Origin of the sequence: Gorillibacterium sp. CAU 1737 (genome assembly GCF_039888655.1) — a bacterium.
Taxonomy (GTDB): Bacteria; Bacillota; Bacilli; order Paenibacillales; family NBRC-103111; genus Gorillibacterium.
The window spans coordinates 1-24,820 of sequence record NZ_JBDQQO010000006.1 but is presented as its reverse complement, the minus strand read 5'-3'; the positions used below and the strand labels follow the sequence as shown (position 1 = coordinate 24,820).

17 protein-coding genes, 3 CRISPR repeat arrays and 1 riboswitch are annotated in these 24,820 nt (G+C 54.8%); of the genes, 15 read left to right on the top strand and 2 right to left on the bottom strand.

Annotation, left to right across the window (positions count from 1 at the left end; translation table 11 throughout):
* The first annotated feature begins 156 nt into the window (after positions 1–156).
* From AAFN83_RS13660 to AAFN83_RS13630, 7 genes are all read left to right on the top strand, one after another.
* Positions 157–909, top strand: coding sequence for an IclR family transcriptional regulator (locus AAFN83_RS13660; RefSeq protein WP_347770257.1), 753 nt, complete (start codon positions 157–159; stop codon positions 907–909).
* A gap of 321 nt (positions 910–1,230) precedes the next feature.
* Entirely contained in the window at positions 1,231–1,998 is a 768-nt protein-coding gene (locus AAFN83_RS13655; RefSeq protein WP_347770744.1) for a basic amino acid ABC transporter substrate-binding protein, read from the top strand.
* Between the two features lie 97 nt (positions 1,999–2,095).
* Positions 2,096–2,749 carry an amino acid ABC transporter permease gene (locus tag AAFN83_RS13650; protein ID WP_347770255.1) on the top strand — a complete coding sequence of 218 codons (654 nt, stop codon included), beginning with the start codon at positions 2,096–2,098 and terminating at the stop codon, positions 2,747–2,749.
* 11 nt (positions 2,750–2,760) lie between these two features.
* On the top strand, positions 2,761–3,483 hold the full coding sequence (locus AAFN83_RS13645) for an amino acid ABC transporter ATP-binding protein (RefSeq protein WP_347770742.1): 723 nt from the start codon (positions 2,761–2,763) through the stop codon (positions 3,481–3,483).
* A gap of 196 nt (positions 3,484–3,679) precedes the next feature.
* Positions 3,680–7,849, top strand: a complete 4,170-nt coding sequence (locus AAFN83_RS13640; RefSeq protein WP_347770252.1) for an S-layer homology domain-containing protein — start codon at positions 3,680–3,682, stop codon at positions 7,847–7,849.
* Between the two features lie 143 nt (positions 7,850–7,992).
* Entirely contained in the window at positions 7,993–10,401 is a 2,409-nt protein-coding gene (locus tag AAFN83_RS13635; protein ID WP_347770250.1) for a heavy metal translocating P-type ATPase, read from the top strand.
* Between the two features lie 61 nt (positions 10,402–10,462).
* Positions 10,463–10,660 (top strand): heavy-metal-associated domain-containing protein, encoded by a 198-nt coding sequence (locus AAFN83_RS13630; RefSeq protein WP_347770248.1) that lies wholly within the window; start codon positions 10,463–10,465, stop codon positions 10,658–10,660.
* 103 nt (positions 10,661–10,763) lie between these two features.
* Here AAFN83_RS13630 and acnA read toward each other — a convergent pair whose 3' ends face one another.
* Positions 10,764–13,478: an aconitate hydratase AcnA gene (gene acnA, locus AAFN83_RS13625; protein ID WP_347770246.1), complete on the bottom strand. Its 2,715-nt coding sequence runs from the start codon at positions 13,476–13,478 to the stop codon at positions 10,764–10,766.
* A gap of 269 nt (positions 13,479–13,747) precedes the next feature.
* Between acnA and AAFN83_RS13620 the strand changes: the two genes are divergently transcribed.
* The 4 genes from AAFN83_RS13620 (at position 13,748) to uvsE (ending at position 17,353) form a co-directional block, all read left to right on the top strand.
* On the top strand, positions 13,748–14,794 hold the full coding sequence (locus tag AAFN83_RS13620; RefSeq protein ID WP_347770244.1) for an amidase domain-containing protein: 1,047 nt from the start codon (positions 13,748–13,750) through the stop codon (positions 14,792–14,794).
* 24 nt (positions 14,795–14,818) lie between these two features.
* A complete protein-coding gene (locus AAFN83_RS13615; RefSeq protein ID WP_347770242.1) occupies positions 14,819–15,988 on the top strand; it encodes a D-alanine--D-alanine ligase in 1,170 nt (389 codons plus the stop codon).
* Positions 15,989–15,993: 5 nt separating this feature from the next.
* Positions 15,994–16,317, top strand: a complete 324-nt coding sequence (locus AAFN83_RS13610; protein WP_347770240.1) for a hypothetical protein — start codon at positions 15,994–15,996, stop codon at positions 16,315–16,317.
* A 67-nt stretch (positions 16,318–16,384) separates the two neighbouring features.
* Complete coding sequence (gene uvsE, locus AAFN83_RS13605; protein ID WP_347770238.1) at positions 16,385–17,353, top strand: UV DNA damage repair endonuclease UvsE; 969 nt, start codon at positions 16,385–16,387, stop codon at positions 17,351–17,353.
* A 62-nt stretch (positions 17,354–17,415) separates the two neighbouring features.
* Here uvsE and AAFN83_RS13600 read toward each other — a convergent pair whose 3' ends face one another.
* Positions 17,416–18,042, bottom strand: coding sequence for a hypothetical protein (locus AAFN83_RS13600; protein ID WP_347770236.1), 627 nt, complete (start codon positions 18,040–18,042; stop codon positions 17,416–17,418).
* A gap of 242 nt (positions 18,043–18,284) precedes the next feature.
* Between AAFN83_RS13600 and AAFN83_RS13595 the strand changes: the two genes are divergently transcribed.
* The 4 genes from AAFN83_RS13595 to hepT all read left to right on the top strand — a co-directional run bounded on the left by AAFN83_RS13595 (position 18,285) and on the right by hepT (position 23,470).
* A complete protein-coding gene (locus AAFN83_RS13595) occupies positions 18,285–19,160 on the top strand; it encodes an inositol monophosphatase family protein (RefSeq protein ID WP_481810510.1) in 876 nt (291 codons plus the stop codon).
* A gap of 174 nt (positions 19,161–19,334) precedes the next feature.
* Positions 19,335–19,418: riboswitch (cyclic di-GMP riboswitch) on the top strand.
* Between the two features lie 73 nt (positions 19,419–19,491).
* Positions 19,492–19,944, top strand: a complete 453-nt coding sequence (locus AAFN83_RS13590; protein ID WP_347770232.1) for a chemotaxis protein CheX — start codon at positions 19,492–19,494, stop codon at positions 19,942–19,944.
* A gap of 308 nt (positions 19,945–20,252) precedes the next feature.
* Positions 20,253–21,304: a CRISPR direct-repeat array (repeat unit 33 nt; unit sequence GTCGCACTCCGTATGGAGTGCGTGGATTGAAAT).
* Between the two features lie 298 nt (positions 21,305–21,602).
* Positions 21,603–22,442: a CRISPR direct-repeat array (repeat unit 33 nt; unit sequence GTCGCACTCCGTATGGAGTGCGTGGATTGAAAT).
* A gap of 171 nt (positions 22,443–22,613) precedes the next feature.
* Entirely contained in the window at positions 22,614–23,060 is a 447-nt protein-coding gene (mntA, locus tag AAFN83_RS13585; protein ID WP_347770230.1) for a type VII toxin-antitoxin system MntA family adenylyltransferase antitoxin, read from the top strand.
* A complete protein-coding gene (hepT, locus tag AAFN83_RS13580; protein WP_347770228.1) occupies positions 23,057–23,470 on the top strand; it encodes a type VII toxin-antitoxin system HepT family RNase toxin in 414 nt (137 codons plus the stop codon). The genes mntA and hepT overlap by 4 nt, the downstream gene beginning before the upstream one ends.
* A gap of 242 nt (positions 23,471–23,712) precedes the next feature.
* Positions 23,713–24,764: direct repeats of the CRISPR family, unit length 33 nt.
* Positions 24,765–24,820: the final 56 nt, after the last annotated feature.

The following is a 24,820-nucleotide window of genomic DNA, read 5'->3' as shown; positions in this document are numbered from 1 at the left end:
TGCTTATTCGAATCTAGACTGGCTTATGATGGGACCCCTTCGGTTCTTCCGGCAATCGGTTTGGTTTGAATGAAACACGCTCTGGCGGAGAGGGAGAGGCTGGTTTATACTAAAATGGTACAACGTTTCATTCTCTGAAACGAAGGAGAGAACGCGATGACGACGGATGATTCCAAATTGACGGTTCGAGCCGTTGAACGTGCACTGGATGTGCTGCTATGCTTCACCCATGACAGTGATCTCAGCCTGACGGAGCTGTCCGCTCGCGTGGGCTTACATAAGAGTACCGTGCACCGCCTCCTGGCTTCTCTGGAAGGGAAGGGCTTTGTTCGGCGCGACCCCGCCTCGGAGCGGTACCGCCTGGGGTACCGCATGTGGGAGCTGTCGGCCAATTTGTCTCAGGACGACGAGCCGGGAGCGATTGTGCTGCCGGAGATGGAGAGGCTGCGCGACCGCCTGGGTGAGACGATCAGCTTGTACGTGCGCGACGACCTCGAGAGGATTCGCGTGCAGGCGGTACAGAGCAACCAGGCCATTCGCCGGGTGGCTCCGATCGGGCTGAGGCTGCCGCTTCACCTGGGGGCTTCCGGCAAGGTTCTCGTTGCCTTCGGGGAGCCGGAGCTTGCGCAGCATTTGTTCGCCCAAGAAGTATGGGCGGACGAGGAACAGCGAGAGGCCTTCGAACAGCAACTGAAGGAGGCCAAGCAGAACGGCTTCGCAACGAGCCTGGAGGAGCGGGAGGCGGGAGCCGCGGCAATTGCCGTCCCGATCTTCAATCGGGCCCATCGGCTGGTAGCGGCCCTTGCGGTTTCGGGACCCGTCAGCCGGCTCACTCCGGACAAGATGCTGGAGGATGTTCCGGAGATTCTGGATGCGGCAGGACGAATGGGAAGCATGCTAAAGCCCTAAAGCGAGCTCTAGAGCGAGTTTGCCTACACGCTCCAACAGACGCTGGGGATGGTGAAACGGGAGAATAGCTCCTGCAATTTGAAACGGACAAGGATTAGAATCGGTGACAAATGTCACGAATTCTCCCTTGTTCGTTTTCTTTTTTCCAGGAAAGGAAAGAAAAAGGGGTGAACTCTTTATCTTATTAGTGAAATAACGTCATTTTATCTGACAAATCATGAAGTTTTCAATTGTCCTTTCTCCGCTTTGCTGGTAAAATCACAATAATATTTCGCTTTTGATCAGGATGAGGGGGAGTCGGACGTGGTGAAAAAGGGTTTGATGTTAGCTTTTGTCGGAATGCTGGCCCTGTCGGTTTCGGCATGCGGGAAGGGTGCTTCAGGGGATGTCTACAAAATTGCCACCGATGCGAACTATGCTCCGATGGAGAGCATGGACAAGGACAAGATCGTCGGTTTCGACGTCGATTTCCTCGATGCGGTGATGAAGCAGGCGGGACTCAAGTACAAGCTGACAAACACGGGCTGGGACCCGATGCAGGAGTATGTGAAGAAGGGTGACTATGACGCCGGTGTATCGTCGGTCTCGATCACCGATGAGCGCAAGCAATCCTATGACTTTTCGTTGCCCTATTTCGAATCGACCAACATGATTCTCGTCAAGGAAGGCAGCGATATCAAGAGTGCCCTTGATCTAAAAGGCAAGAAAGTGGCCGTGCAAAGCTCTACCACGGCGGACACCCTGATGACGGAGATTATGGGAACCGGCAACACGGACCTGAAAAAATACGAATCCAACACGCTCGCCTTCCTTGAGCTCGACAAGGGCGGGGTTGACGCCGCCGTTGCGGATATCGCCATCGTCAAGGAATATGCGAAGAACAACCCGACTAAAAAGTTTGTGTTGGTGGAGGACAAGGAGAACTTCGGAGCGGAATTCTACGGTATTCTCTATCCGAAAAACAGCGAGCTAAAGGCCAAGCTGGACCCGGCCATTCAAGCGATTATCGAGAACGGCAAGTATGCGGAGATTTATAAGAAATGGTTTGGAGAAGAGCCGAATACAGCGGTTCTTACCGGTGCTAAATAGGTAGGGAACCTCCGGTATCGCCGGAGTCATGCCCCATGAATCCGTCTTAAGCCCCGCCGCCAGCGGGGCTTTTGCAGAGGAAGGAAGAGTCCACCGCATGTTTGAGGATTTCCGTTTTGATATCATCCTGGATTACGTCCCCCTGGTGCTCAAGGGAGCGCTGCTCACGGTAGGGCTGTCCGCCGCCTCGATCCTGCTTGGCTCCATTCTGGGTCTCGGCATCGGCTTCGGCAAGATGTCTCGCCATTGGTACCTTCGCTGGCCGGCTGTCTGCTATGTGAACTTTTTTCGCGGTACTCCGCTTTATGTCCAGATCTTGATGGTGCATTTCGGCCTAATTTACTTCTTGCTCGGCACCACCAATTCCATCATCGCCGCGATTACCGCCCTCTCGCTCAACTCGGCTGCCTATTCCGCTGAGATCTATCGTGCCGGCATTCAGTCGATCGACAAGGGCCAGACGGAGGCGGCTCTTTCGCTTGGCTTGACCGGAAGGCAGACCATGCGTCACATCATCCTGCCGCAAGCGGTGAAGAGGATGATTCCCGCCTTCGGCAACGAATTCATTACGCTGGTGAAGGATTCGTCTCTCATCGCGATCATTGCCGCTCCGGAAATCATGTATTGGTCCAATGCCATGAGGTCGCAATATATGCGCATCTGGGAGCCTTACCTGACGGCTTCCCTCGTGTATTTCATCCTTACGTACTCCCTTAACAAGCTCCTCCTCTACATCGAAAGGAAGGTGTAACGATGGAGCCGATCATTCAGGTTCGCAGCTTGAAGAAAACCTTCGGAGCGAATGTCGTGCTGCAAGATATCAACGTAGACGTACTTCCGAGCGAGGTTGTCGTCGTCATCGGCCCGTCCGGCTCGGGCAAATCGACCTTCCTGCGCTGTCTCAATCTGCTGGAGGAGCCAAACGGCGGGGAGATCATCATCGACGGAGAATCTCTGATGGACAAGCGGACTAGCATTGCCGCGATTCGGTCCGAAGTCGGGATGGTGTTTCAGCAGTTCAACCTGTTCCCGCACAAGAGGGTAATCGAGAACATCATCCTGGCTCCCATGCTCGTGCGCAAATGGTCGGAAGCACAGGCGCGGGCGAAGGGCATGGAGCTGCTGGAGAAGGTCGGCCTGGCAGAAAAGGCGGAAGCCTACCCTCCTTCGCTTTCGGGTGGGCAAGCCCAGCGGGTAGCCATTGCGCGGGCGCTGGCCATGGAGCCGAAGATCATGCTGTTTGATGAACCGACCTCGGCGCTCGATCCCGAGATGGTGGGCGAGGTGCTGGGGGTGATGCAGCAGCTGGCGCGGGAAGGCATGACCATGGTTGTGGTGACGCATGAGATGGGGTTCGCCCGTGAGGTGGGCGACCGTGTGCTGTTTATGGAGCAAGGCTTTGTCGTGGAGGAAGGCTCCCCGGCCGAAGTATTCGGGAACCCGAAGCAGGAGCGCACCCGAGCATTTTTATCGAAGGTTTTGTAAGGCTAGAGGTAGAGGAAGCAATAGAGGAATGGACTACCTGGAGCAATGAGCTCAAGGTGGTCTATTTTTTGTTTCATGCAAGGAATTATTATTTTTATTTATTAACTATATTTTTAGAGGAATTATCGCATATATTGTCGAAATTGTGAACAAGGGCACTAATCACCATGAATAGTCATTCCAAGGAGGACGAGAAATGCTCCGTTTCATTCGAAAGTACCGAATCTTGCACGTGGCTCTCTTTGCAATCTTGCTGCAAATCTGGCCGACAGGGGGATGGATAGCGGAACGTGTTCAAGCAAGTCCGATTTCAAATGGATTTACGACCGTAAGCTATGAACCTCTCCCGACGCAGCCAATGAATGATGCTGCCTACGGAAACGGCGTATATGTAGCCTTAGGGTATTACGGGAATTTGGTTCGATCGACAGACGCGGATCACTGGGAGTGGGTCAAAACCCCGCAGGATGTGAATTACAGCGGGGTTGTTGATCCAGGGCAGTTCCACTTTCAAGGGGTAAGCTTTGGAAATGGACTCTTTGTTGCAGTCGGCTCCGATGGGGTCATTCTTACCTCGACCGACGGTCTGCAATGGACCCAGCGCTCCTCGGGGGTTTCCACGACCATTCAGACGGTTCGCTATTTGACGTTTCATGAAGAAACGAAATTCTATGCCTTAACGCAGGGAAAATACCTGACTTCACCGGATGGAGTGAGCTGGACTCCCCACATTCCGACGGGCCTGCCGGCAGACAAGATTTTGAATAAGATTACGGTTGGAAATGAGGAAACTCGCCTCGCCTTTGGGGCAACGGATATGCGGATTTATTCCACGACCGACGGAACCCAGTGGAAGGTAAGTCAACCGCTCACACCAGATGGATTTCCGGGCAGCTTTATCAATATGGTGACTTGGATGAAGGATCGTTATTATATTTCCGATTCGAGTTCCTACGTGTGGACTTCCACAGACCTGACCACCTTTACCCTCGCCGGCAGCCCGTTTAAACAGAGCGCAAGCGAGTATGGAACACAGGTGTTTCACGGCTTTTACGACGAAGGCACGTTCTATCTGTTCGGTCATCAGGGAGCCTACGGATACGGGGCTGTCTTTACGTCGACTGACGGCGTGTCCTGGACCCTGCAGCCCTTCAAGAGTTCCTTTGTTGCGCAAAAGTCAGCTGTTCTGAACGGAAAGTATTTTCGAGTAGGGAACGAAGGCTTGCAGGTGGCGGATAACAAAACGGACTGGGCCTTCAAATGGGGAGGAACGTTCCGCGCGGTTGTTCACGACGGAACCCGATATGTTGCTGTTGGCGAGCAGGGCAATGACGGGGTGATTTGGACTTCGACCGACCTGGCGAACTGGAGCAAAGCGACCTTGTCCTCCTATGTCAGCCGATTGATTTCAGTTGCTTACGGTCAGGGGACATTCGTCGCGATCGCTGAGCCCTTCCAATCGAAATCTTCACTGGCGGTGTCGACAAACGGGAGTGATTGGACCGCTCACAGTCCGTTCCCTTCATCCGTGAAGCTCAATGACGTGACGTATGGAGGGGGACAGTTCGTTGCCATCGGGATCGAAACGAATGGTGCCAATCGGAAGCCCTTCCTTGCTGTATCCTCAGACGGCGTTCAATGGACAATCCCTGCGTTGCCCTTGAGTTCGGTTCAAGAACTGAATTCGATCGTCTATACGGACGGTCATTTCGTGACAATCGGTCACGGCTATGATGCGAACTATAACGTGAATGCGATTGGGGTTTGGATATCTCCAGACGGGATCACCTGGAGCGATCTGGGAAGCAACTATCCGACCCAAACGGATCGTCTCGCCAATGTTGTGTATACGGGCTCCAAGTATGTGGTGAATGGGTATGATTCGAATTATGCGATGTTCACCCGAAGCTCTTCTGACCTTATTCATTGGAGTGCCCCCTCCTATTTAAATGGGATGTACTTGTCTTATGGATGGCATACACTGGTCGCTCAAGAATCGATCTTGTATACAATCGCTTCGGATGAGGAGGGGAAATCACTCCTCATGGAATCAGTAGATGACGGTCAGACCTGGACCTTAGCCGACACGGGAGGAAGCACGGGCGATCCAAGCGAGCTTTCCCTAGTGAACGGAAAGGCCGTCGTTACGGGACCGTCTTTATTGGTGCTTGCGAAGAATGGCAATCCCACGAGTGACAGCACGGTTACTCCGGATCAAGCCGATTTTGACAAAAATCCAGCAGACGTTAGTACGGGCCACTATACTGATGTGGTCGTGATGGTAGCGCTGAATGGGAACGTACTGAACGGCTTGGAGCTCGACGGAGCTGTTGTCAGCGGTAGCGCGTATTCATTCGACAACCTGACAGGCCTGTTCACCTTGAAAAAGGAATATCTGGTCGGATTGGCGGAGGGAACGCATGTCTTTACCCTGAGTATGAGCGGGGGAGTGAATCCAACGCTGGAAATAGCAGTGTCGGACAGCACGCCTGCGCCGTCGACTGATGCCACCCTCAGCAGCCTCGTACTGAGTGAAGGCACCCTGACCCCCGTGTTCGCATCGGGAACAACGAGCTACAGCACAGAGGTGACGAATGACATCACTTCGCTCACGGTAATGCCGACGGCGAATGAGCCTCATGCGACCGTGACGGTGAACGGAAATGTCGTGACGGCGGGGAATGCATCGCTTCCCATGTCGTTGCTGGAAGGGAAGAACACGGTGACAATCGTTGTAACGGCACAAGACGGCACGACGACGGAGACGTACACCGTAGAAGTTACACGTGCCGCTGCACCGACGCCGACCCCGACGGCCACGCCGACGCCAACGGCCACGCCGACGCCAACGGCCACGCCGACGCCAACGGCCACGCCGACGCCAACGGCCACGCCGACCCCGACGGCTACGCCGACGCCAACGGCCACGCCGACGCCAACGGCCACGCCGACCCCGACGGCTACGCCGACGCCAACGGCCACGCCGACCCCGACGGCTACGCCGACGCCAACGGCCACGCCGACCCCGACGGCTACGCCGACACCAACGGCTACGCCGACACCAACGGCCACGCCGACTCCGACAGCTACGCCGGAGCTAACGGCTACGCCTGCAGCTGACGATGGAGTGGAGGTGTTCGTCAACGGCAAGGCGGAAAGTGCAGGGAGGGCCGCGACGACAACCGAGAACAACCAAAGGGTCGTCACCATCGAGGTGGATCAGCAGAAGCTGGAAGCCAAGCTGGCGGCTGAAGGAAGGGGAGCGACGGTCAGCATTCGCTACAGCAAGGAAGCGGATGTCCTCGTCGGACAATTAACCGGTGAAATGATTAAGCTCATGAAGGATCAGGAGGCGACCCTGGAGCTGAGAAACGACCAGGCTTCCTACCGCGTTCCCTCCTCCCAAATCCCGCTTGATGACTTCGCCCGTCAACTGGGAGTGAGTGCGGAGCAAGCGAAGCTTACGATCCGGATCGCAGAATCTGGAGCGGATCGACAGCAAGAAGTTGCAGAAGCAGCAAGCAGCCGTGGTTTCACTACGGTGGGCGCAGCTTATGACTTTTCCGTAATCGTAGAGTCCCCTGACAATCGATCCATCGAGGTCAACACCTTCACGACCTATGTGGAGAGAAGAATCGTTCTTCCGAGCGGAGTCAATCCCTACGCCATTACGACCGGAGTGGTGGTGGAGCCGGATGGAACGAGCCGCCACGTTCCGACTCGTGTTGTTCAGGAGAACGGCGTATATTATGCCGTCATCAACAGCCTGACCAACAGCACGTATGCGGTCGCCTATCATCCGCTGACGTTTGCGGACACAAAAGGCCACTGGAGCGAGTGGGATGTGAACGACATGGGCTCGCGGATGATCGTGGAAGGAGTCGGCGGCGGCCGATATGAGCCGAACCGGGCTATCACGAGAGCGGAATTCGCTGCTATTCTGGTAAAAGGCCTCGGGTTGCGCACTCAAGCGTCCGCAGATTCGCCGTTCACGGACGTACCGGCGGAAGCGTGGTACCGAGCAGCAGTGGATACGGCTTATCGGTACGGCTTGGTCACCGGGTATGAGGACGGAGCCTTCCGGCCGACGACCCGGATCAGTCGCCAAGAGGCGATGGTGATGATCGCCAAGGCGATGCGCATCACAGGCTTGGCAGGGGAAGGAACAGGTACGGGCGCGACGTTGAACGCATATCTCGACCAAGCCTCCATTGCCCAGTGGGCTCGCGAAGGCGTGACGAGTACCGTTGCCAGCGGGCTTGTGCAAGGCCGCAGCAAGCGGCAGCTGGCCCCGGAGGCATCCATCACACGAGCGGAGGTTGCCACTATTGTGAAGCGCCTTTTGCAAAAGTCCAAATTGATTTAGGCTCAACTTCGTTCCTCTCATGAAGAACCTCCTCCTTCACAGCATTTGTGGAGAAGGGGGTTCTTCTTTATCATTTGACATAGCATACCCCCGTAGGGTATATTCAAAGTGAGCAATGGATAAGAAAAAGAGGTGGATAGAGCATGGCAAGCAAACAGGTATCGTTGCAGATATCAGGGATGACGTGTGCAGCTTGCGCCACTCGGATAGAGAAAGGGCTGTCCCGAATGGACGGCGTGGAATCGGCCAATGTCAATTTGGCTTTGGAAAAGGCGACGGTTTCCTTCGATTCGGAGAAAGCCAGCGTAGAGGCTTTTGAACAGAAAATCTCGGACCTTGGCTACGGAACGGTGAAGTCGGCAGCCGATTTTGAAATTGGCGGCATGACCTGCGCCGCTTGCGCGACCCGCATCGAAAAAGGGTTGTCTCGGCTACCCGGGGTGTCGAAGGCGAACGTGAACCTGGCGATGGAGACGGCTCATGTGGAGTTTACCCCCTCCGAGGTTACCGTTGACGAAATGATTCGGAAGGTCGTAAGCCTGGGCTATCAAGCCGCACCCAAGACCGAATCCAAGCAGGAGGACCACCGCGTTCAAGCGATTCGCAAGCAAAAGGTAAAACTGATCGTGTCCGCGGTACTGTCTTTGCCGCTCTTGTGGGCGATGGTCGCGCACTTCAAGTGGACGTCCTCCTTGTGGATTCCGGATTTCCTGCTCAATCCTTGGGTTCAACTGGTACTGGCGGCTCCGGTTCAATTCTGGATCGGAAAAGAGTTCTATACAGGGGCGTATAAAGCACTCCGAAACAAAAGCGCTAATATGGACGTTCTAATCGCGCTCGGCACCTCTGCCGCTTATTTTTACAGTGTATACAAGACAATCGAATGGCAAGTGAACGGAGGTCACCATGGAGCGGCGGAGCTTTATTTTGAAACGAGTGCCGTTCTCATCACCCTGGTGATTCTGGGGAAATTCTTCGAGATGCTTGCGAAGGGGCGGACCTCCGAAGCGATTAAAACCCTGATGGGACTGCAGGCCAAGATCGCGCTTGTCATCCGTGACGGGCAAGAGCTGGCCATCCCAGTCGAGCAAGTGGTCGCAGGGGACCACCTCATCGTGAAGCCCGGAGAAAAGATTCCGGTCGACGGAGTGGTCGTCGAAGGAACGTCTTCGATCGACGAGTCCATGATTACCGGGGAGAGCATTCCCATCGAGAAAACCCCGGGGGCAACGGTCATCGGGGCTACCATCAACAAAAACGGTTCGCTGAAAATCAGGGCGACGAAGGTCGGCAAAGACACCGCCTTGGCGCAAATCATTAAAGTGGTGGAGGAAGCGCAAGGCTCCAAAGCGCCCATTCAGCGGGTAGCGGACCGAATCTCCGCTGTGTTCGTTCCGATTGTCGTCGGGATCGCGGTCGTGACTTTCCTCATCTGGTACTTCTTCGCGGAGCCGGGTAACTTTGCCGAAGCCCTGGAGAAGCTGATCGCCGTCCTCGTCATCGCCTGCCCCTGTGCCTTAGGGTTGGCGACACCGACCTCGATCATGGCTGGTTCGGGCCGCGCCGCTGAGGCAGGCATCCTGTTTAAAGGCGGCGAGCATCTGGAATCGACTCATCGGATCAGCGCCATCGTTTTGGATAAGACCGGAACCGTGACCAAGGGCAAGCCGGAGCTGACGGATGTCGCAGCGAGTGGCGGGGAAGAGGAAGAGCTGCTGCGCCTCGTGGCGGCAGCGGAGAAGAAATCGGAGCATCCGCTCGCGGAAGCCATCGTGAACGGGGCTCTTGCAAGAGGGCTTATTATTCCGCAAACCGAGCAATTTGAAGCGATTCCCGGTCACGGGATCTATGCGGTGGTGGAAGGGCATGAGCTGTTGGTCGGCACACGCAAGCTGTTGACCTCCCGCAGTATTGCTCACACGAAAGCCATTCCGCTGCTGGAAGAGCTGGAGACAGGCGGCAAGACGGCGATGCTCGTGGCCATTGATGGTGCGTACGCCGGTATCGTGGCGGTTGCGGATACGATCAAGGATACGTCGAAAGCCGCCGTCGCCCGACTGAAGCAGATGGGCATCGAGGTGGTCATGATCACGGGAGACAACGAGCGAACGGCGCGTGCCATCGCGAAGGAAGTCGGCATCGATCATGTGCTCGCGGAGGTGTTGCCGGAAGGCAAGGCGGAGGAAGTGAAGAAGCTTCAGGCTGGAGGCCGCAAGGTCGCTATGGTGGGCGACGGGATCAACGATGCGCCTGCTCTGGCTACGGCGGACATCGGGATGGCGATCGGCACCGGGACGGATGTCGCGATGGAAGCGGCTGATGTCACCTTGATGCGAGGGGATTTGAACAGTATCCCCGATGCGATCTACATGAGCCGCAAGACCATGGGTAACATCCGGCAAAACTTCTTCTGGGCGCTCGCCTACAATTCGCTCGGGATTCCGATTGCAGCCCTGGGCTTCCTGGCGCCTTGGTTGGCAGGAGCCGCGATGGCGTTCAGCTCCGTCTCCGTCGTCCTGAACTCGTTGCGCCTCCAAAGGGTTAAGCTGTAACCCTAGCATCAGAGATATCAGCAAGGCAGAGCAAGATAACACCGAAGGAGAGGAACCCGACATGATAACCAAGTTAACGGTAGAGGGAATGAACTGCGGCGGCTGCGCCAAGAAAGTGGAGGAGTCGGTCAAGAAGGCAGGAGCCGCAGGTGAAGTGAATTTGAAGGAGAAATCCATCACGGTGGAGTTCGATGAGACCAAGGTTTCCTTGGATGCGGTAAAAGACTCCATCGCGAGTATCGGCTATCATGTGAGTTGATGGGATGGGGATAGGCGGGATGGCTCCTTCCCAGCGCATAACCCAAAAAAGAAAGAGCGATCGATTTCGGCACGGTGTGCCGGGTTCGATCGCTCTTTTTGGTTTAGCCTTCTTGCGTGAGCTGGCGGAGGACGGTCTGCAGGATGCCTCCATTGCGGTAGTAGTCAACCTCGACCATGCTGTCGAGGCGTACGACCGCTTCGAAGGAGAAGTCCGAGCCGTCTTCCCGCGTAACCGCGATGCGCAGCTTCTGACCCGGTTGAACGGCGTTGTCGAGACCTTCGATCTCGAAGGTCTCCGTGCCTGTCAGGCCGAGCGTCTTCCAGCCGAAGCCTTCGGGGAACTGCAGCGGCAGGATGCCCATGCCGACCAGGTTCGAGCGGTGAATCCGCTCGTAGCTTTCGGCAATGACGGCCTTGGCGCCGAGCAGGAGCGTCCCCTTCGCGGCCCAGTCGCGCGAGCTGCCCGTGCCGTATTCCTTGCCGGCCAGCACGATCAGCGGCGTGCCTTGCTCCTGGTACTTCATGGAGGCATCGTAGATTGGCAACACTTCGCCGGTCGGCAGATACTTCGTCACGCCGCCTTCGGTACCCGGTGCAATCGCGTTGCGAATCCGGATGTTCGCGAAGGTTCCGCGCATCATGACCTCATGGTTGCCGCGGCGGGAGCCGTAGGAGTTGAAGTCCTTGCGGTCCACGCCGTGCTCTTGCAGATACAAGCCAGCCGGGCTGTCTGCCTTGATGTTGCCGGCCGGGGAGATGTGGTCCGTTGTCACGGAATCGCCCAGCATGGCGAGGGCCTTCATGCCGGAGAAGCTGGCGATGTCACCGGCTTCCGGCGACAGATCGGCGAAGAAGGGAGGCTCTTGAATGTACGTCGAGGAAGGATCCCACTCGTACAGCTCGCCTTGCGGGACGTCCAGCTTGTTCCACCGTTCGTTGGCCGTGAACACGTTCTTGTACTTCTCATGGAACATGGCGGGGCTGACGGCCTCGCGAATGGCCTCGGCGATCTCCTGCGAGCTCGGCCAGATGTCCTTCAGGTATACGGGCTGGCCTTCCTTATCATGGCCGATCGGTTCCTGAGTCAGATCCAGCTGGACGGTTCCAGCCAGTGCATAGGCGACGACGAGCGGCGGGGAGGCGAGGTAATTCGCCTTCACCTGCGCATGAATCCGGCCTTCAAAGTTGCGGTTGCCGGACAGGACAGAGGCGACCGTCAAGTCATGCTGCGCGATGGCGGCGGCGACTTCATCGGAGAGCGGCCCGCTGTTGCCGATGCAGGTCGCACAGCCGTAACCGGCGACATGGAAGCCGAGCGCTTCCAGCGGCTCCAGGAGCCCGGCCTTCTGCAGGTACTCGGTCACGACGAGCGAGCCGGGCGTCAAGCTAGTCTTGACGTAATCCGGAACCGTCAAGCCGCGTTCCACAGCCTTCTTCGCGACGAGGCCGGCGCCCAGCATGACGCTCGGGTTGGAGGTGTTCGTACAGCTCGTGATCGCGGCGATGACGACAGCGCCGGTCTTGAGCGTTGTGGTGCGGCCGCTTGGATGCACGAGCTCGACTTCCTGTGTGAGCTTCTCTTCGCTGAGGCCGTAGCCGCCCTTGTCTACCGGCGTGCGGACAATGGAATCGAAGGCACTCTTCATGTTGGTCAGCTCGACCCGATCCTGCGGCCGCTTCGGACCGGCAAGGCTCGGAACGATGGTGGAGAGGTCAAGCTCCAGCGTGTCGCTGTAAACCGGATCGGCGCTGTCCGATTCGCGGAAAAGGCCTTGCGCCTTGTAGTAAGCCTCAACCAGCTCGACCTGCTCCTCGCTGCGGCCGGTGCTCCGCAGGTATTTCAGCGTCTCGTGGTCGACCGGGAAGAAGCCGATCGTTGCGCCGTATTCGGGCGACATGTTCGCCACCGTCGCGCGGTCGGAGAGGCTGAGGTTGTCGAGACCCGGGCCGAAGTACTCCACGAACTTGCCGACGACACCCTTCTTGCGGAGGATTTCCGTCACGGTCAGTGCCAGGTCCGTTGCGGTTGCGCCTTCGGCCAGACTGCCGGTCAGCTTGAAGCCGATGACTTCCGGCGTCACAAAGTAGAGCGGCTGCCCGAGCATGCCTGCCTCCGCTTCGATCCCGCCGACGCCCCAGCCGACAACGCCGAGTCCGTTGATCATGGTCGTGTGGGAGTCGGTGCCCACGAGGGAATCCGGGAATACCTCAACTTCGCCGTCCACCTTGCGGGTAGCGGCTACGGAAGCGAGGTACTCCAAGTTCACCTGGTGCACGATGCCTGTGTCCGGCGGAACCGCACGGAAGTTATCGAAGGCAGTCTGCGCCCAGCGCAGGAAGCGGTAGCGTTCCTCGTTGCGCTCGAATTCAAGCGCTTCGTTATAGGCGAGCGCCTCCGCAGAACCGGAGCGATCCACCATCACGGAGTGGTCAATGACGAGATCGACCGGTACGAGCGGGTTGATCTTCTTCGGGTCGCCGCCCATTCGCTTCATGGTCGACCGCATGGCTGCCAGATCCGCTACCACCGGAACGCCGGTAAAGTCCTGCAGCACGATCCGTGCCGGGATAAACGGAATTTCCTTCGTCGCATCGCGGTTGTCTACCCAACCCGCAATTTGCTTCACATGCTCATTCGTAATCGCACGCCCGTCGAACTGCCGAACAGCGGCCTCCAGAAGCACCTTGATCGAATAGGGGAGGCGGGCAATCTCACCGAATCCCCGATCCTCCAGCTTTTGCAGGCTGTAGTAAACGTACTGCTGCCCGCTGGAATCCAGCGTGCTCTTCACATTGAAGTGGTCTTTTCTCGCCATTCCTCATCCTCCTGTCATCATTCATTCCGGATACCCGGGTCCATTTTCATTGATTGTTTTACAGAGTGAAACTCGATTTCATTAATTCGTCTCCTTCAGTATACCGATTCTTCCGTGCTCCGTAAACTCTTTTTTCGCCCGCCAACGGGGTAAAATCATCCTTTTTCGTGCCCGGATTTCGTTGGGAAATGTCACCAGGATCAGCCCGGATGATCCAACATGGGGCGAGCTTATTTTTCATATAGTAGTAACGGATGGGGGGATGCACGGTGGACTGGAAAGCGCTCCTCTGGAGCTACGCGGATGATCGGAACCGGATGGAGGCGAACTATGACGGGGCGGCGCTCGGAATCGGGCTGGATGACGAACGGTACCGCAAACTGCAAAAGGAACGGATTGTCCGTCTAAAGGAACAGCATGAGGAACGCAGGCTCCTTCCCCTTACTCGGGAGATTCGCCTGCGGGATTTTCGCGCGGAACCGCTTGGAAGCGGACTCAAGACGACCCTTCGTCTGCACCATCGGTTTACTTATTCCCTCCAAGGTGTAAAGCATGTGGAGGAACGAATCGAGAACGAACGTCTCTATCTGGTTCCCTATCGCGGGGGGTGGCGCATTGCTGCCATCGAGCCGGATCAAGGAGACGCCCACCCGCCCGTGAGTACGGGAGGAGAGAGGGGTCCTGCTTGGGGCAGTCTCATTAGGCTCGGGGGTATTCCGGCACAGCCAGAAGTCGTCATCGAAAAAGATAATCGAGGAACTGGGCTTGTCCATTGGCCGAACTCCGAGTTCTCTCTTTCACGTAAGGCAGCCGCTTATGATCGGGAAAAGGCAAGGGAGTATGCCGACCGCTATTGGGAAAAAGGGAATCCAGCCTTTTTGGAGTTTGAGGTCGACTGCTCGAATTATGTCTCCCAGTGCATCTTTGCAGGCGGAGCGCCGATGAACTATACTAATAGAAGAGATTCCGGCTGGTGGTATGGCGGAATGAAGGGGAATCAGGAGAATTGGAGCTATAGCTGGGCTGTCGCGGACAGCCTGCGCCGCTACCTGTCCGCCTCCCGTTCGAGCGGCCTTCGCGCCGTGCGAGTGGATACCCCGCAGGAGCTTGAGCCGGGCGACGTCATCAGCTACTCCTGGAAGGGCGACGGTCGCTACGGACACAGCACGGTGGTTACAGCCCGGGATGAGGCGGGGATGCCTCTGGTGAATGCCCATACGGTGAGCAGCAAGCACCGCTATTGGGATTATCGGGATTCCTATGCCTGGACTGAGAATGCCCGGTATCTTTTTTTTCATATTACGGATTTGTTCTGATTCCATATGGTGCAGGAGGTTTCCATGACGAAGAAAGTTCGGGTTGGGCTGGTCTACGGCGGCCGCTCGGGGGAGCACGACGTATCCCTGCAGACGGCCCTTGCCGTAATCAAGGCATTTGACCACAATAAATATGAGATCCATCCGTTTTATATTGATAAGAGCGGCTCCTGGAAGAGGGGAGCTGCCCTCACAGGACCCGCTGCTTCCGTAGCTGAGCTCAAATTCGAGCAGAGGCCTGGGATTGCAGACAGCATCAAGGCAGGCGATGATACCGGAACGACCGCGAGCGCAGCTCTTGTTACGCCTCCGCAGGCCGATGCAATGCCCCTCGCTCCGATCTTCCGCGATGAGGACGGAGGCCGCGGCCTGGACGTGATCTTCCCGCTTCTGCACGGGACGTTCGGGGAAGACGGGACGATTCAGGGCCTTCTTGAAATGGCGGACATTCCTTACGTGGGAGCCGGAGTCTTCGCGTCGGCAGCCGGGATGGACAAAGTGTTCATGAAGAAGCTGTTCGCCGGGGAGGGACTGCCTCAATGCCAGTACCGGCACTTTACCCGAGCCCAATGGGAAAAGGATCAAGTGTTCTTCCTCATGGAAATCGAAATCGCCCTTGGTTATCCCTGCTTCGTCAAACCGGCTAACCTGGGTTCGAGCGTCGGCATCTCGAAGGCGTCCAATCGGGATGAGCTGGTGGAAGCGATCAAGACGGCGTTCAAATATGACCGCAAGGTCATTGTCGAGGAGTTCGTCGATGCCCGGGAGATTGAGGTCGCGGTGCTGGGCAACGACGATCCGAAGGCGTCCGTTCCCGGTGAGATCGTAGCCGGCGGAGCCGCTTTCTACGACTACCAGGCCAAGTACCTGGACGGCAAGTCAACGATGGTCATTCCGGCGGATCTGGACGAAGAGCTGGCGGACAGCATTCGCGAGCTGGCGGTTCGCGCGTTCTGCGCGGTTGACGGCAGCGGCCTCTCCCGCGTCGATTTCTTCCTCACCCGCAAGGATCAGCAGGTGCTGATCAACGAGATCAATACGATGCCCGGGTTTACTCCGTTCAGCATGTATCCGCTTCTCTGGAAGGAAACCGGCAAACCCTACACCGAGCTTCTGGACGATCTTCTGGCGTTGGCCATTGAGCGCCACACCGAGAAGCAAAAGCTGCAATTTACTTTCGAAGCCGGGAGGTAAGACGAATGGGGTTTTCGACGGAGTTCAACTCGATCTGCAAGTTTAAATCAGCCCGCGAGCTGGAGGACTTATTCGAATACGGCAAGACGAAGATGAGGAAGAGCGGCTTTCGCATCTATCCCACTGGTATGAAGGTCATCGCCTTCGATCCCGAGAATCGGGCGGTGGCGATTGTGCAGATCAAAGCCTCGATCGCGGAGATCGACTTTCAGGACCGGGAGATCACCCTCGTCGAAATGGACCTTGTTCGGCCATTGACCCCGGAGGAATCGGCCGTGGAGACCGCGCTCGCGTACGAGATGTTTTTCCGAGACCACGAATCGAACTAACATGGCGGACGTGCCATTGGGGAACACTGGCAGCAAGAGGTTATCTTGCTGCCAGGAGTTGATCCCGATGCACGTCCGTTTCGGTTATGTGGCGATGTCCGTCAACGTGGCCAATGCTTCCCCCTCCAAGACGATGACCGCCACTCAATTCGAGAAGCTGGCGGACCGCGAGGCAGCCCTGCGCAAGCTGGAGCGCCTTGCGATGGAGAACCTGCATAACACCCTGAGGCTGCTCCGCCATAATCGCGCGTATGACATCCACGTCTTCCGCTTCTCGTCGAAGCTCGTCCCGCTCGCCACGCATCCGATCACGGAAGGGTGGGACCCGTTCCCTCGGCTCTCGGAGAGCTTTCGCGAGCTGGGGGAATACGCCCTTCGCAACGGGATGCGAACGAGCTTTCATCCCGATCATTTCACGGTGTTAACGACCCCGCGCGAAGAAGTGCTGCGCGTGTCTCTCCTGGATCTGGCCCATCAGGTGCGGATGCTGGAGGCCATGGGCTTAGGCGCCGAATCCAAATGCAACATCCACATTGGCGGAACCTATGGCAACAAGGAGACCGCGCTGGAGCGCTTCCGCAGCCGCTTTGTAGAGCTGCCGGATTCGATCCGAAATCGGCTCACGCTGGAGAACGACGACAAAACCTACACGGCGCTCGAAACGCTCCGTTTTGCCGAAGAGATCGGGGTTCCCATGGTGCTGGACCTTCATCACCATCAGGTCAACCCTGGAGACGGGGAGGCTGCGGCCGAGCTGTGGCCGCGTATCCAAGCGACATGGAACGGAACGGGGCTTCCGCCTAAAATCCATGTATCGAGCCCAAAAAACGAGAAGGACATTCGGGCCCACGCCGATTTTGTTGAGCCTGCGCCGCTTGTCTCCTTCCTGCGCAGCATCGCATCCCAGACTCCAGCGCTGGATATCATGATCGAGGCCAAGCAAAAGGATTCCGCCCTGTTTCGGCTGATGAAGGACCTCGAAGGGATGGACGGCTTTCGAACGACGGATGGGGCTTCTGTGGAGGTAAACGGCTAGCGGCTTAAAAAAGAATGGCCCCTAATGGGACCATTTAATTCATCAGTATTAGAGGGAGGGGGCTAGATCGCATCTTGGTAACCTGAGAGTGTGACAGTAGATGGGTTTGTAACATAAAATGAGTCCTGCCCATAGACACTTTTTCCTGCGGCCAACTGAAAAGAATAAGTATCTACTGAGGCTTGAGGGGAAATGGTACTTGTTCGGGAAAGTCCGGCATTCTCTACCAAATCCATTTTCGATATTTCCCCGTAGTCTGGACTACCTTGAATTAAGTTAATTTCAATAGGCTCAATTAAAACCTTCCATCGGTCTCCCTTCTTTACTACCTGATAAGGAATGGCGGGTATATCCCCAACTGATTCATAATGCAACTCCATTTCTGCGATGTAAACCTCTTCACTAACCTGTTTTAAGGAGAGCAGCTTGTAATCATTTAAAGGAGTTTCGGAAAATTGGCGAATATACTCTTGCTTCTGAATGACAGGGTCCGTGAAAACCTCATCTACGATGTTTTCAACAAAACCATTAATATCGGCGTTTTGAACGGAGTCAAAAGTCGTTGTAACAGCTTGGAGTGCAGTTTTCGGATAATCAGGACTCTCTTTCACAAGGTCTGCCGATCCGGTTGGGGGAAGAACGAATGAGACAGCCAACAATGCCGTAAAGATTGCTTTGTTCCAGAGCATAAGGACCTCCTTATAATAATTGGATATGATAGGAACCCCTCCCATTCTATAGACTATCTAGTGCTTACAATGTTGCGGTATCCGTAAAAATAGTTTAATTTCGCTTTTTTTGCCGCTCTCCATGTCGCATTTGTCACAACCTACGATGATTTTTGGGGGAAGCTCCGGTGGTTTTTCCTCGGCTTCTCTACTATACTTAGGAGTAGAACGATTCTTGTTAAAGAAGAGATCAACCGAAATGAGTGATAACTTTGGCTGAGCCAATCAATGTCCATTATTCCGCAAGCGGAAAGAGTTTTACGGCGGTTGCGATCAACACGGCCGCCAAGGCTGGCGAATGGATCAAGAGCAAGCTGGGGGCCTATACCTCACTGAACCAAAAGGCGTCCCCAGGCGATCTGGTGACGGAAATCGATAAAGGGTCGGAGAAGCTTATCAAGAATCTCATCATGACCCATTTTCCCGAGCATTCTTTCCTGGGGGAAGAAGGAGTAGAGCCGGGCCCGCTTGCATCGGCGGAAGCTCTGGAGAGTGTAAAAGGAGCGGATTACTTGTGGATCGTCGATCCGATCGACGGCACGACGAACTTCGTTCACGGCTTCCCGTTCTTCTCGGTCTCGATTGCGCTGGCCTTCAAGGGCGAAGTCATTGTCGGGGTTGTCTACGATCCGTCCCGGGATGAGCTGTTCGTCGCGGAAAAGGGCAAAGGGGCGTACCTGCGCGGCAAACCGATGCACACCTCGACGGAAGCGACGCTATCCGAAAGCTTGCTAGCCACCGGTTTCCCGATTGATCCGGTGAAGGCCCTTCCCTTGAATATGAAAGGCTTGCAGGCGGTTCTTCCGAAGGTTCGCAACATTCGCAACGGCGGATCGGCGGCTCTGCACCTTGCCTATGTAGCGGCGGGCCGTATGAGCGGGTTCTGGGAGATCAACCTGAATGCGTGGGATCTTGCGGCAGGCTCTCTTCTGGTGCAAGAGGCCGGCGGTCAGATTACGGATACCGTGGGAACTCCGTACCACCTGGGCGTGCGGAATGTAGCGGCTACGAACGGGCGCATTCACGACGAGTTGCTCCAGGTTCTAAAGGAAGCAGGCGCGGCAGAATACGAGGAATAATCTCATCAAATGAGAGCAGGCGGAAGATTTTCCGCTTGCTTTTTCTTATGCAGCGGGATGATTTTCCAACAAATTCTTGTTTCGAAATCCTCCGGAAGGGCCAGTTTCCTATTGATAATTGACTAGGCTGCCTTTATACTTAGTCTAACAGCAGGACTGCGGTCCTAACATCACGATGCGAAAAGGCAAACCTGTCGAAAGGCGGGGACGCAAAGCCGCGGGCCTAAAGGACCATCCCAGGGCAGCCGGGTTGCCGAACATGAGTGGTTGGAGCATCACCGCTTATCGCTTGGTTTTCGCATGATTCCAGTCGAGTGAGTGAGGCGAAAATATGCAAGCAGCGTACATTAACCCGTTCCTGACATCCTCTTGCACCGTCATCGAGTCTTTGATTCAAGTGAAGCCGACCTTGGGCGAATTGAAAATCAAGCAGATCGAGATCGAGGAAAGCTACGTTTGGTTGAAGATTGGGATCGTCGGCGGTATGACCGGAGAAGTTGTCTTCGGGTTTCCCGAGCCGGTGGCATTGAAGATTGCTTCAGCCATGATGGGCGGGTATTCGTTAACCGAGTTTGATGAGATCAGCCGCAGCGCTATCTCCGAGTTGGCCAATATGATTAGCGGTAACGCAAGCACGTTGCTCTACAATGAAGGCATTGCCGTGGACATCACCCCGCCTTCCTTTATGGAAGGGGCACAGGCCGGTTCCGGCATGAAGGCTCTGTCGATTCCTCTTAGCCTTCAGTCTTATGGAGCATTCGATATTTATGTGATGACGAAATAATGGAACGAGCGGAGAGCCCTGAGAGCAGGGCTTTTTTTGTTGGCTTGGAGAGGCTTGACAAAGGGTGCTGGGTGGTCAATGCTAGGGAATAAGGGAAAAACTGTTCATTAGAGCAAAAGGTGATCGGGTGCGAATGCCAAGCTCCCATGAAAACCCCGGTTCCTTCGCACCTCAGATCTTGTCGAAACTGGAAGAATTATCGTTATAAAGGCATTTGTCAAGTTTCGATTCATGCCTGGAGTGAATAGCAGTAAGCGGAATTCCGCTGAATTCATGCTGATCTAGCATGAGATGGGCTGGGTTTTGCCGTCGCACTCCGTATGGAGTGCGTGGATTGAAATAGCCCAACAGCGGCCGGGACAGTAGTCACCGGGAGTCGCACTCCGTATGGAGTGCGTGGATTGAAATAAACGTTGGACCGAAGTCAAGAAGCATACAAGCTTGTCGCACTCCGTATGGAGTGCGTGGATTGAAATACGCCTGGAACAGTAGCAGATGTGGGGCATGCGCTTGTCGCACTCCGTATGGAGTGCGTGGATTGAAATTGAGTAACCAGATTGCTGAACTGCAGGAGTCGGAGTCGCACTCCGTATGGAGTGCGTGGATTGAAATATCCGCTATGACGCTGGCTGGAAGCAATGGAATGGTCGCACTCCGTATGGAGTGCGTGGATTGAAATGATGAATTCAGCAAGTCCTATGTTCTGCGCTCATCGTCGCACTCCGTATGGAGTGCGTGGATTGAAATGTCCAAACGATCTAATGTCGCGACTACCAATGTAGTCGCACTCCGTATGGAGTGCGTGGATTGAAATCTCGAACTGGCTGAATCTGATGGATTCGAATTTGCGAGTCGCACTCCGTATGGAGTGCGTGGATTGAAATATACCGTTACCTCCTTTGTGATGAGCGGAAGAATCGTCGCACTCCGTATGGAGTGCGTGGATTGAAATAAGAGGCGCTGCTCGTGAATCCCTATATCTTATCTGGTCGCACTCCGTATGGAGTGCGTGGATTGAAATACGTAATCGTCCGCATATTCTGCGCCTAACAAAAGGTCGCACTCCGTATGGAGTGCGTGGATTGAAATGAGAAAGCTGCCATTAACGCCTCCTCTGGCGTTTGTCGCACTCCGTATGGAGTGCGTGGATTGAAATAGCTCGGACGTTCGAGAGAAGCACAAGAAGTTTAGGTCGCACTCCGTATGGAGTGCGTGGATTGAAATAGACACGAGGTATAGCGACTTAATCCGTTGGTCATGTCGCACTCCGTATGGAGTGCGTGGATTGAAATGGAGTGCGGTGGATGGAGCGTTGACCAGAGCACGCGTCGCACTCCGTATGGAGTGCGTGGATTGAAATGAATACTAAATCATACCGTTATTACAGAATAAAGTCGCACTCCGTATGAGTGCGTGGATTGAAATAACTTGAATAGAGATTTCAAGCCATCCTTCAGGGTGTCGCACTCCGTATGAGTGCGTGGATTGAAATGCCAAAGACCGGTTGGCCGTCATAACGAGCCGTGGTCGCACTCCGTATGAGTGCGTGGATTGAAATGCTCTGGGAATCAAGGTGAAACGCTTCGTAGCAAGGTCGCACTCCGTATGAGTGCGTGGATTGAAATCGAAACACGGGAAGCGGTCGTCACTCCTTTTGCTGTCGCACTCCGCATGGAGTGCGTGGATTGAAATAGCCCCGTGATCCAATGGCTTGACCTGGCTTATGGTCGCACTCCGCATGGAGTGCGTGGATTGAAATGTTCTCCCGATCCCTGCGAGCTGGCCGAAGAAGGTCGCACTCCGCATGGAGTGCGTGGATTGAAATATACTGATGTGAAGGTAATAGCACCGCTCCGAAGTCGCACTCCGCATGGAGTGCGTGGATTGAAATCCCTTGAAGTTGGTGAACGTCCACTCTGCACCAGTGGTCGCACTCCGCATGGAGTGCGTGGATTGAAATGTTAAGGATACGGAGTCCGTGCGCGAGAGTATGAGTCGCACTCCGCATGGAGTGCGTGGATTGAAATGGCGAGTATGAGCTGAGCGTGATCCCAAAGATCATGTCGCACTCCGCATGGAGTGCGTGGATTGAAATCGCTCCCAGCGCTTGCTTTTGTAGAATGGGTCAGGTCGCACTCCGCATGGAGTGCGTGGATTGAAATACTCCTGGTGCTTCAGCAAAAACGTATACGGAAGGTCGCACTCCGTATGGAGTGCGTGGATTGAAATGGCAGAAGGTCCTGAGAGAATACAAGACGGTGTGTCGCACTCCGTATGGAGTGCGTGGATTGAAATGCCACTTTGGTGTATCCGCCAAGAGAGTTAATTTGAGTCGCACTCCGTATGGAGTGCGTGGATTGAAATATCGAGCTTGTCTAATACCGGCCTGAGCGCGATGGTCGCACTCCGTATGGAGTGCGTGGATTGAAATCCCGTCGATTCCGCGAGGGAGGCCAGGCTATTGCGTCGCACTCCGCATGGAGTGCGTGAATTGACATCGAACTGTGATAAAATGGGTATAGCAAATCATTCGTCGAACTCCGTATGGGGTGTGCGGTTGAAAAACAAACCCAAGGGAATTGTACCGAGTTGCTCATTATTCGGAACACCGTTCGATGCCGACCCGATCATCTATTATCCATTAATTTTACGAAAAGGAGGTCTCCATCATGAGAATGCTCAGCGAATCCAGCAACAAGGAGTCCTTGGATCAAGCATTAGGCTCAATCAAGCAGGAAGCAATTGTGAAAATTCTGAGAGAGTGCGTAGATCCGGGGTCAATTGTTATGTTCGGATCGTTTGCTAAAGGAATGAATCGGGAGGATAGCGATCTGGACTTGGCCTATATTGCGCGTCAAACCAGACCAACTGCTTACGAGCGGTTCCGAATTGCCTCCACACTTGCCGATGCGGTTGGGCGTGAGGTGGACTTGATCGATTTTGAGCAGGCGAGTCCGGTCCTGCAGGCACAGATTATTGGTAGTGGCGTACTGCTTCATGATGGAGAGCCTGATAAAAGGCAACAGCTCTTCATGCGATCCTTAAAAGAATACGCAATGCTAAATGAGGAGCGGAGCGAGATCATAGAAAAGCGGATGCGGGAGGGACAGACGTGAACCGAGACATCTGGCTCAATAAAACAGAGGTTATCCGCAGATGCTTGCGGCGAATTGACGAGGAATATGCAGGAGATGGGCGGAATTTGCTCAACTTCACCAAACAGGACTCGATCATTCTGAACCTGCAAAGGTGCTGCGAAGCCAGCATTGATCTTGCTATGCATACAGTCGCCGAACTTCAGATCGGTATTCCACAGACTAGCCGTGATGCATTTGACCTGCTGTTAAAGCAAAATATTATTGGTGAAGAATTAACCCGTAACTTGAAGGCAATGGTCGGCTTCCGCAACATAGCAGTTCATGATTATCAGGCTGTGCAGTTGGAGATTTTGAAAGCGATTTTGGATAAGCATCTTGGTGACTTTAAAGAATTTACCGATGCTTTAAAAGAGTATTCAGCTCAATAAGAGCAGGATAATTATTGGATTCTGAAGAAGATAAACTTACTTTTTAAACCTGTATTGGTCTGGTGCGAATGCCAAGCTCCCATGAAAACCCCGGTTCCTTCGCACCTCAAATTTTGTCGTAATTGAAAGAAAAATCGTTGTTTTAACATTTGTCAAGTCTGGATTCATGTTTAGTGAGAAGTAGAATACGCGAAATAGTATTGAATTCATGCTTCCTTGGCATGAGTTCCCTACAATTCCGCCGTCGCACTCCGTACGGAGTGCGTGGATTGAAATAATGCACCATCCGGGAACTCGGCGGATATGCTGTGGTCGCACTCCGTACGGAGTGCGTGGATTGAAATGCCACGGTTACCAGTCACCCCCGTAATAAGGAGTGTCGCACTCCGTACGGAGTGCGTGGATTGAAATTATCAGTAATATTTTTTCGGGCTAATGCCCTTTGAGTCGCACTCCGTACGGAGTGCGTGGATTGAAATATCATCGAAAAAGATAACTTGTCCAGCACCGTAAGGTCGCACTCCGTACGGAGTGCGTGGATTGAAATGATCATTGGGAAGAACAAGACAGACGGATCGGCAAGTCGCACTCCGTACGGAGTGCGTGGATTGAAATACTCATGGTGGAGCATGCTACGGTGAGATATAGCGTCGCACTCCGTACGGAGTGCGTGGATTGAAATGGCTTCGTGCGCGTGTCATCCAGATCAGACGCAATCGCGTCGCACTCCGTACGGAGTGCGTGGATTGAAATATTTATAAGAAAATCATAAACCACAATGAGAATTGTCGCACTCCGTACGGAGTGCGTGGATTGAAATAATTACACCCATTCGAGGTTCCTTGACCCCGGTTGTCGCACTCCGTACGGAGTGCGTGGATTGAAATACGGGCCACATATGCGTAAACAGCCAATGTCCGGGTCGCACTCCGTACGGAGTGCGTGGATTGAAATGTACGTAGCCACAAATCCCGAAACCAGCACCAGCGTCGCACTCCGTACGGAGTGCGTGGATTGAAATAAAAATGGAGAAGCCAGTGTATGATATGAAGATCAGTCGCACTCCGTACGGAGTGCGTGGATTGAAATGTGTCGACGATTTCGGGCTCAAACGCCGTGACCGGAGTCGCACTCCGTACGGAGTGCGTGGATTGAAATTGTACGATGGAACGCCTCAGATGGGCATACACGTCGTCGCACTCCGTACGGAGTGCGTGGATTGAAATGTCGTTGCTCTAGTCATTGCTCTCGTAGTTGCGAGGTCGCACTCCGTACGGAGTGCGTGGATTGAAATGATAGCCCACCCGCCGAGCACCTTATTTCCCCAGCGTCGCACTCCGTACGGAGTGC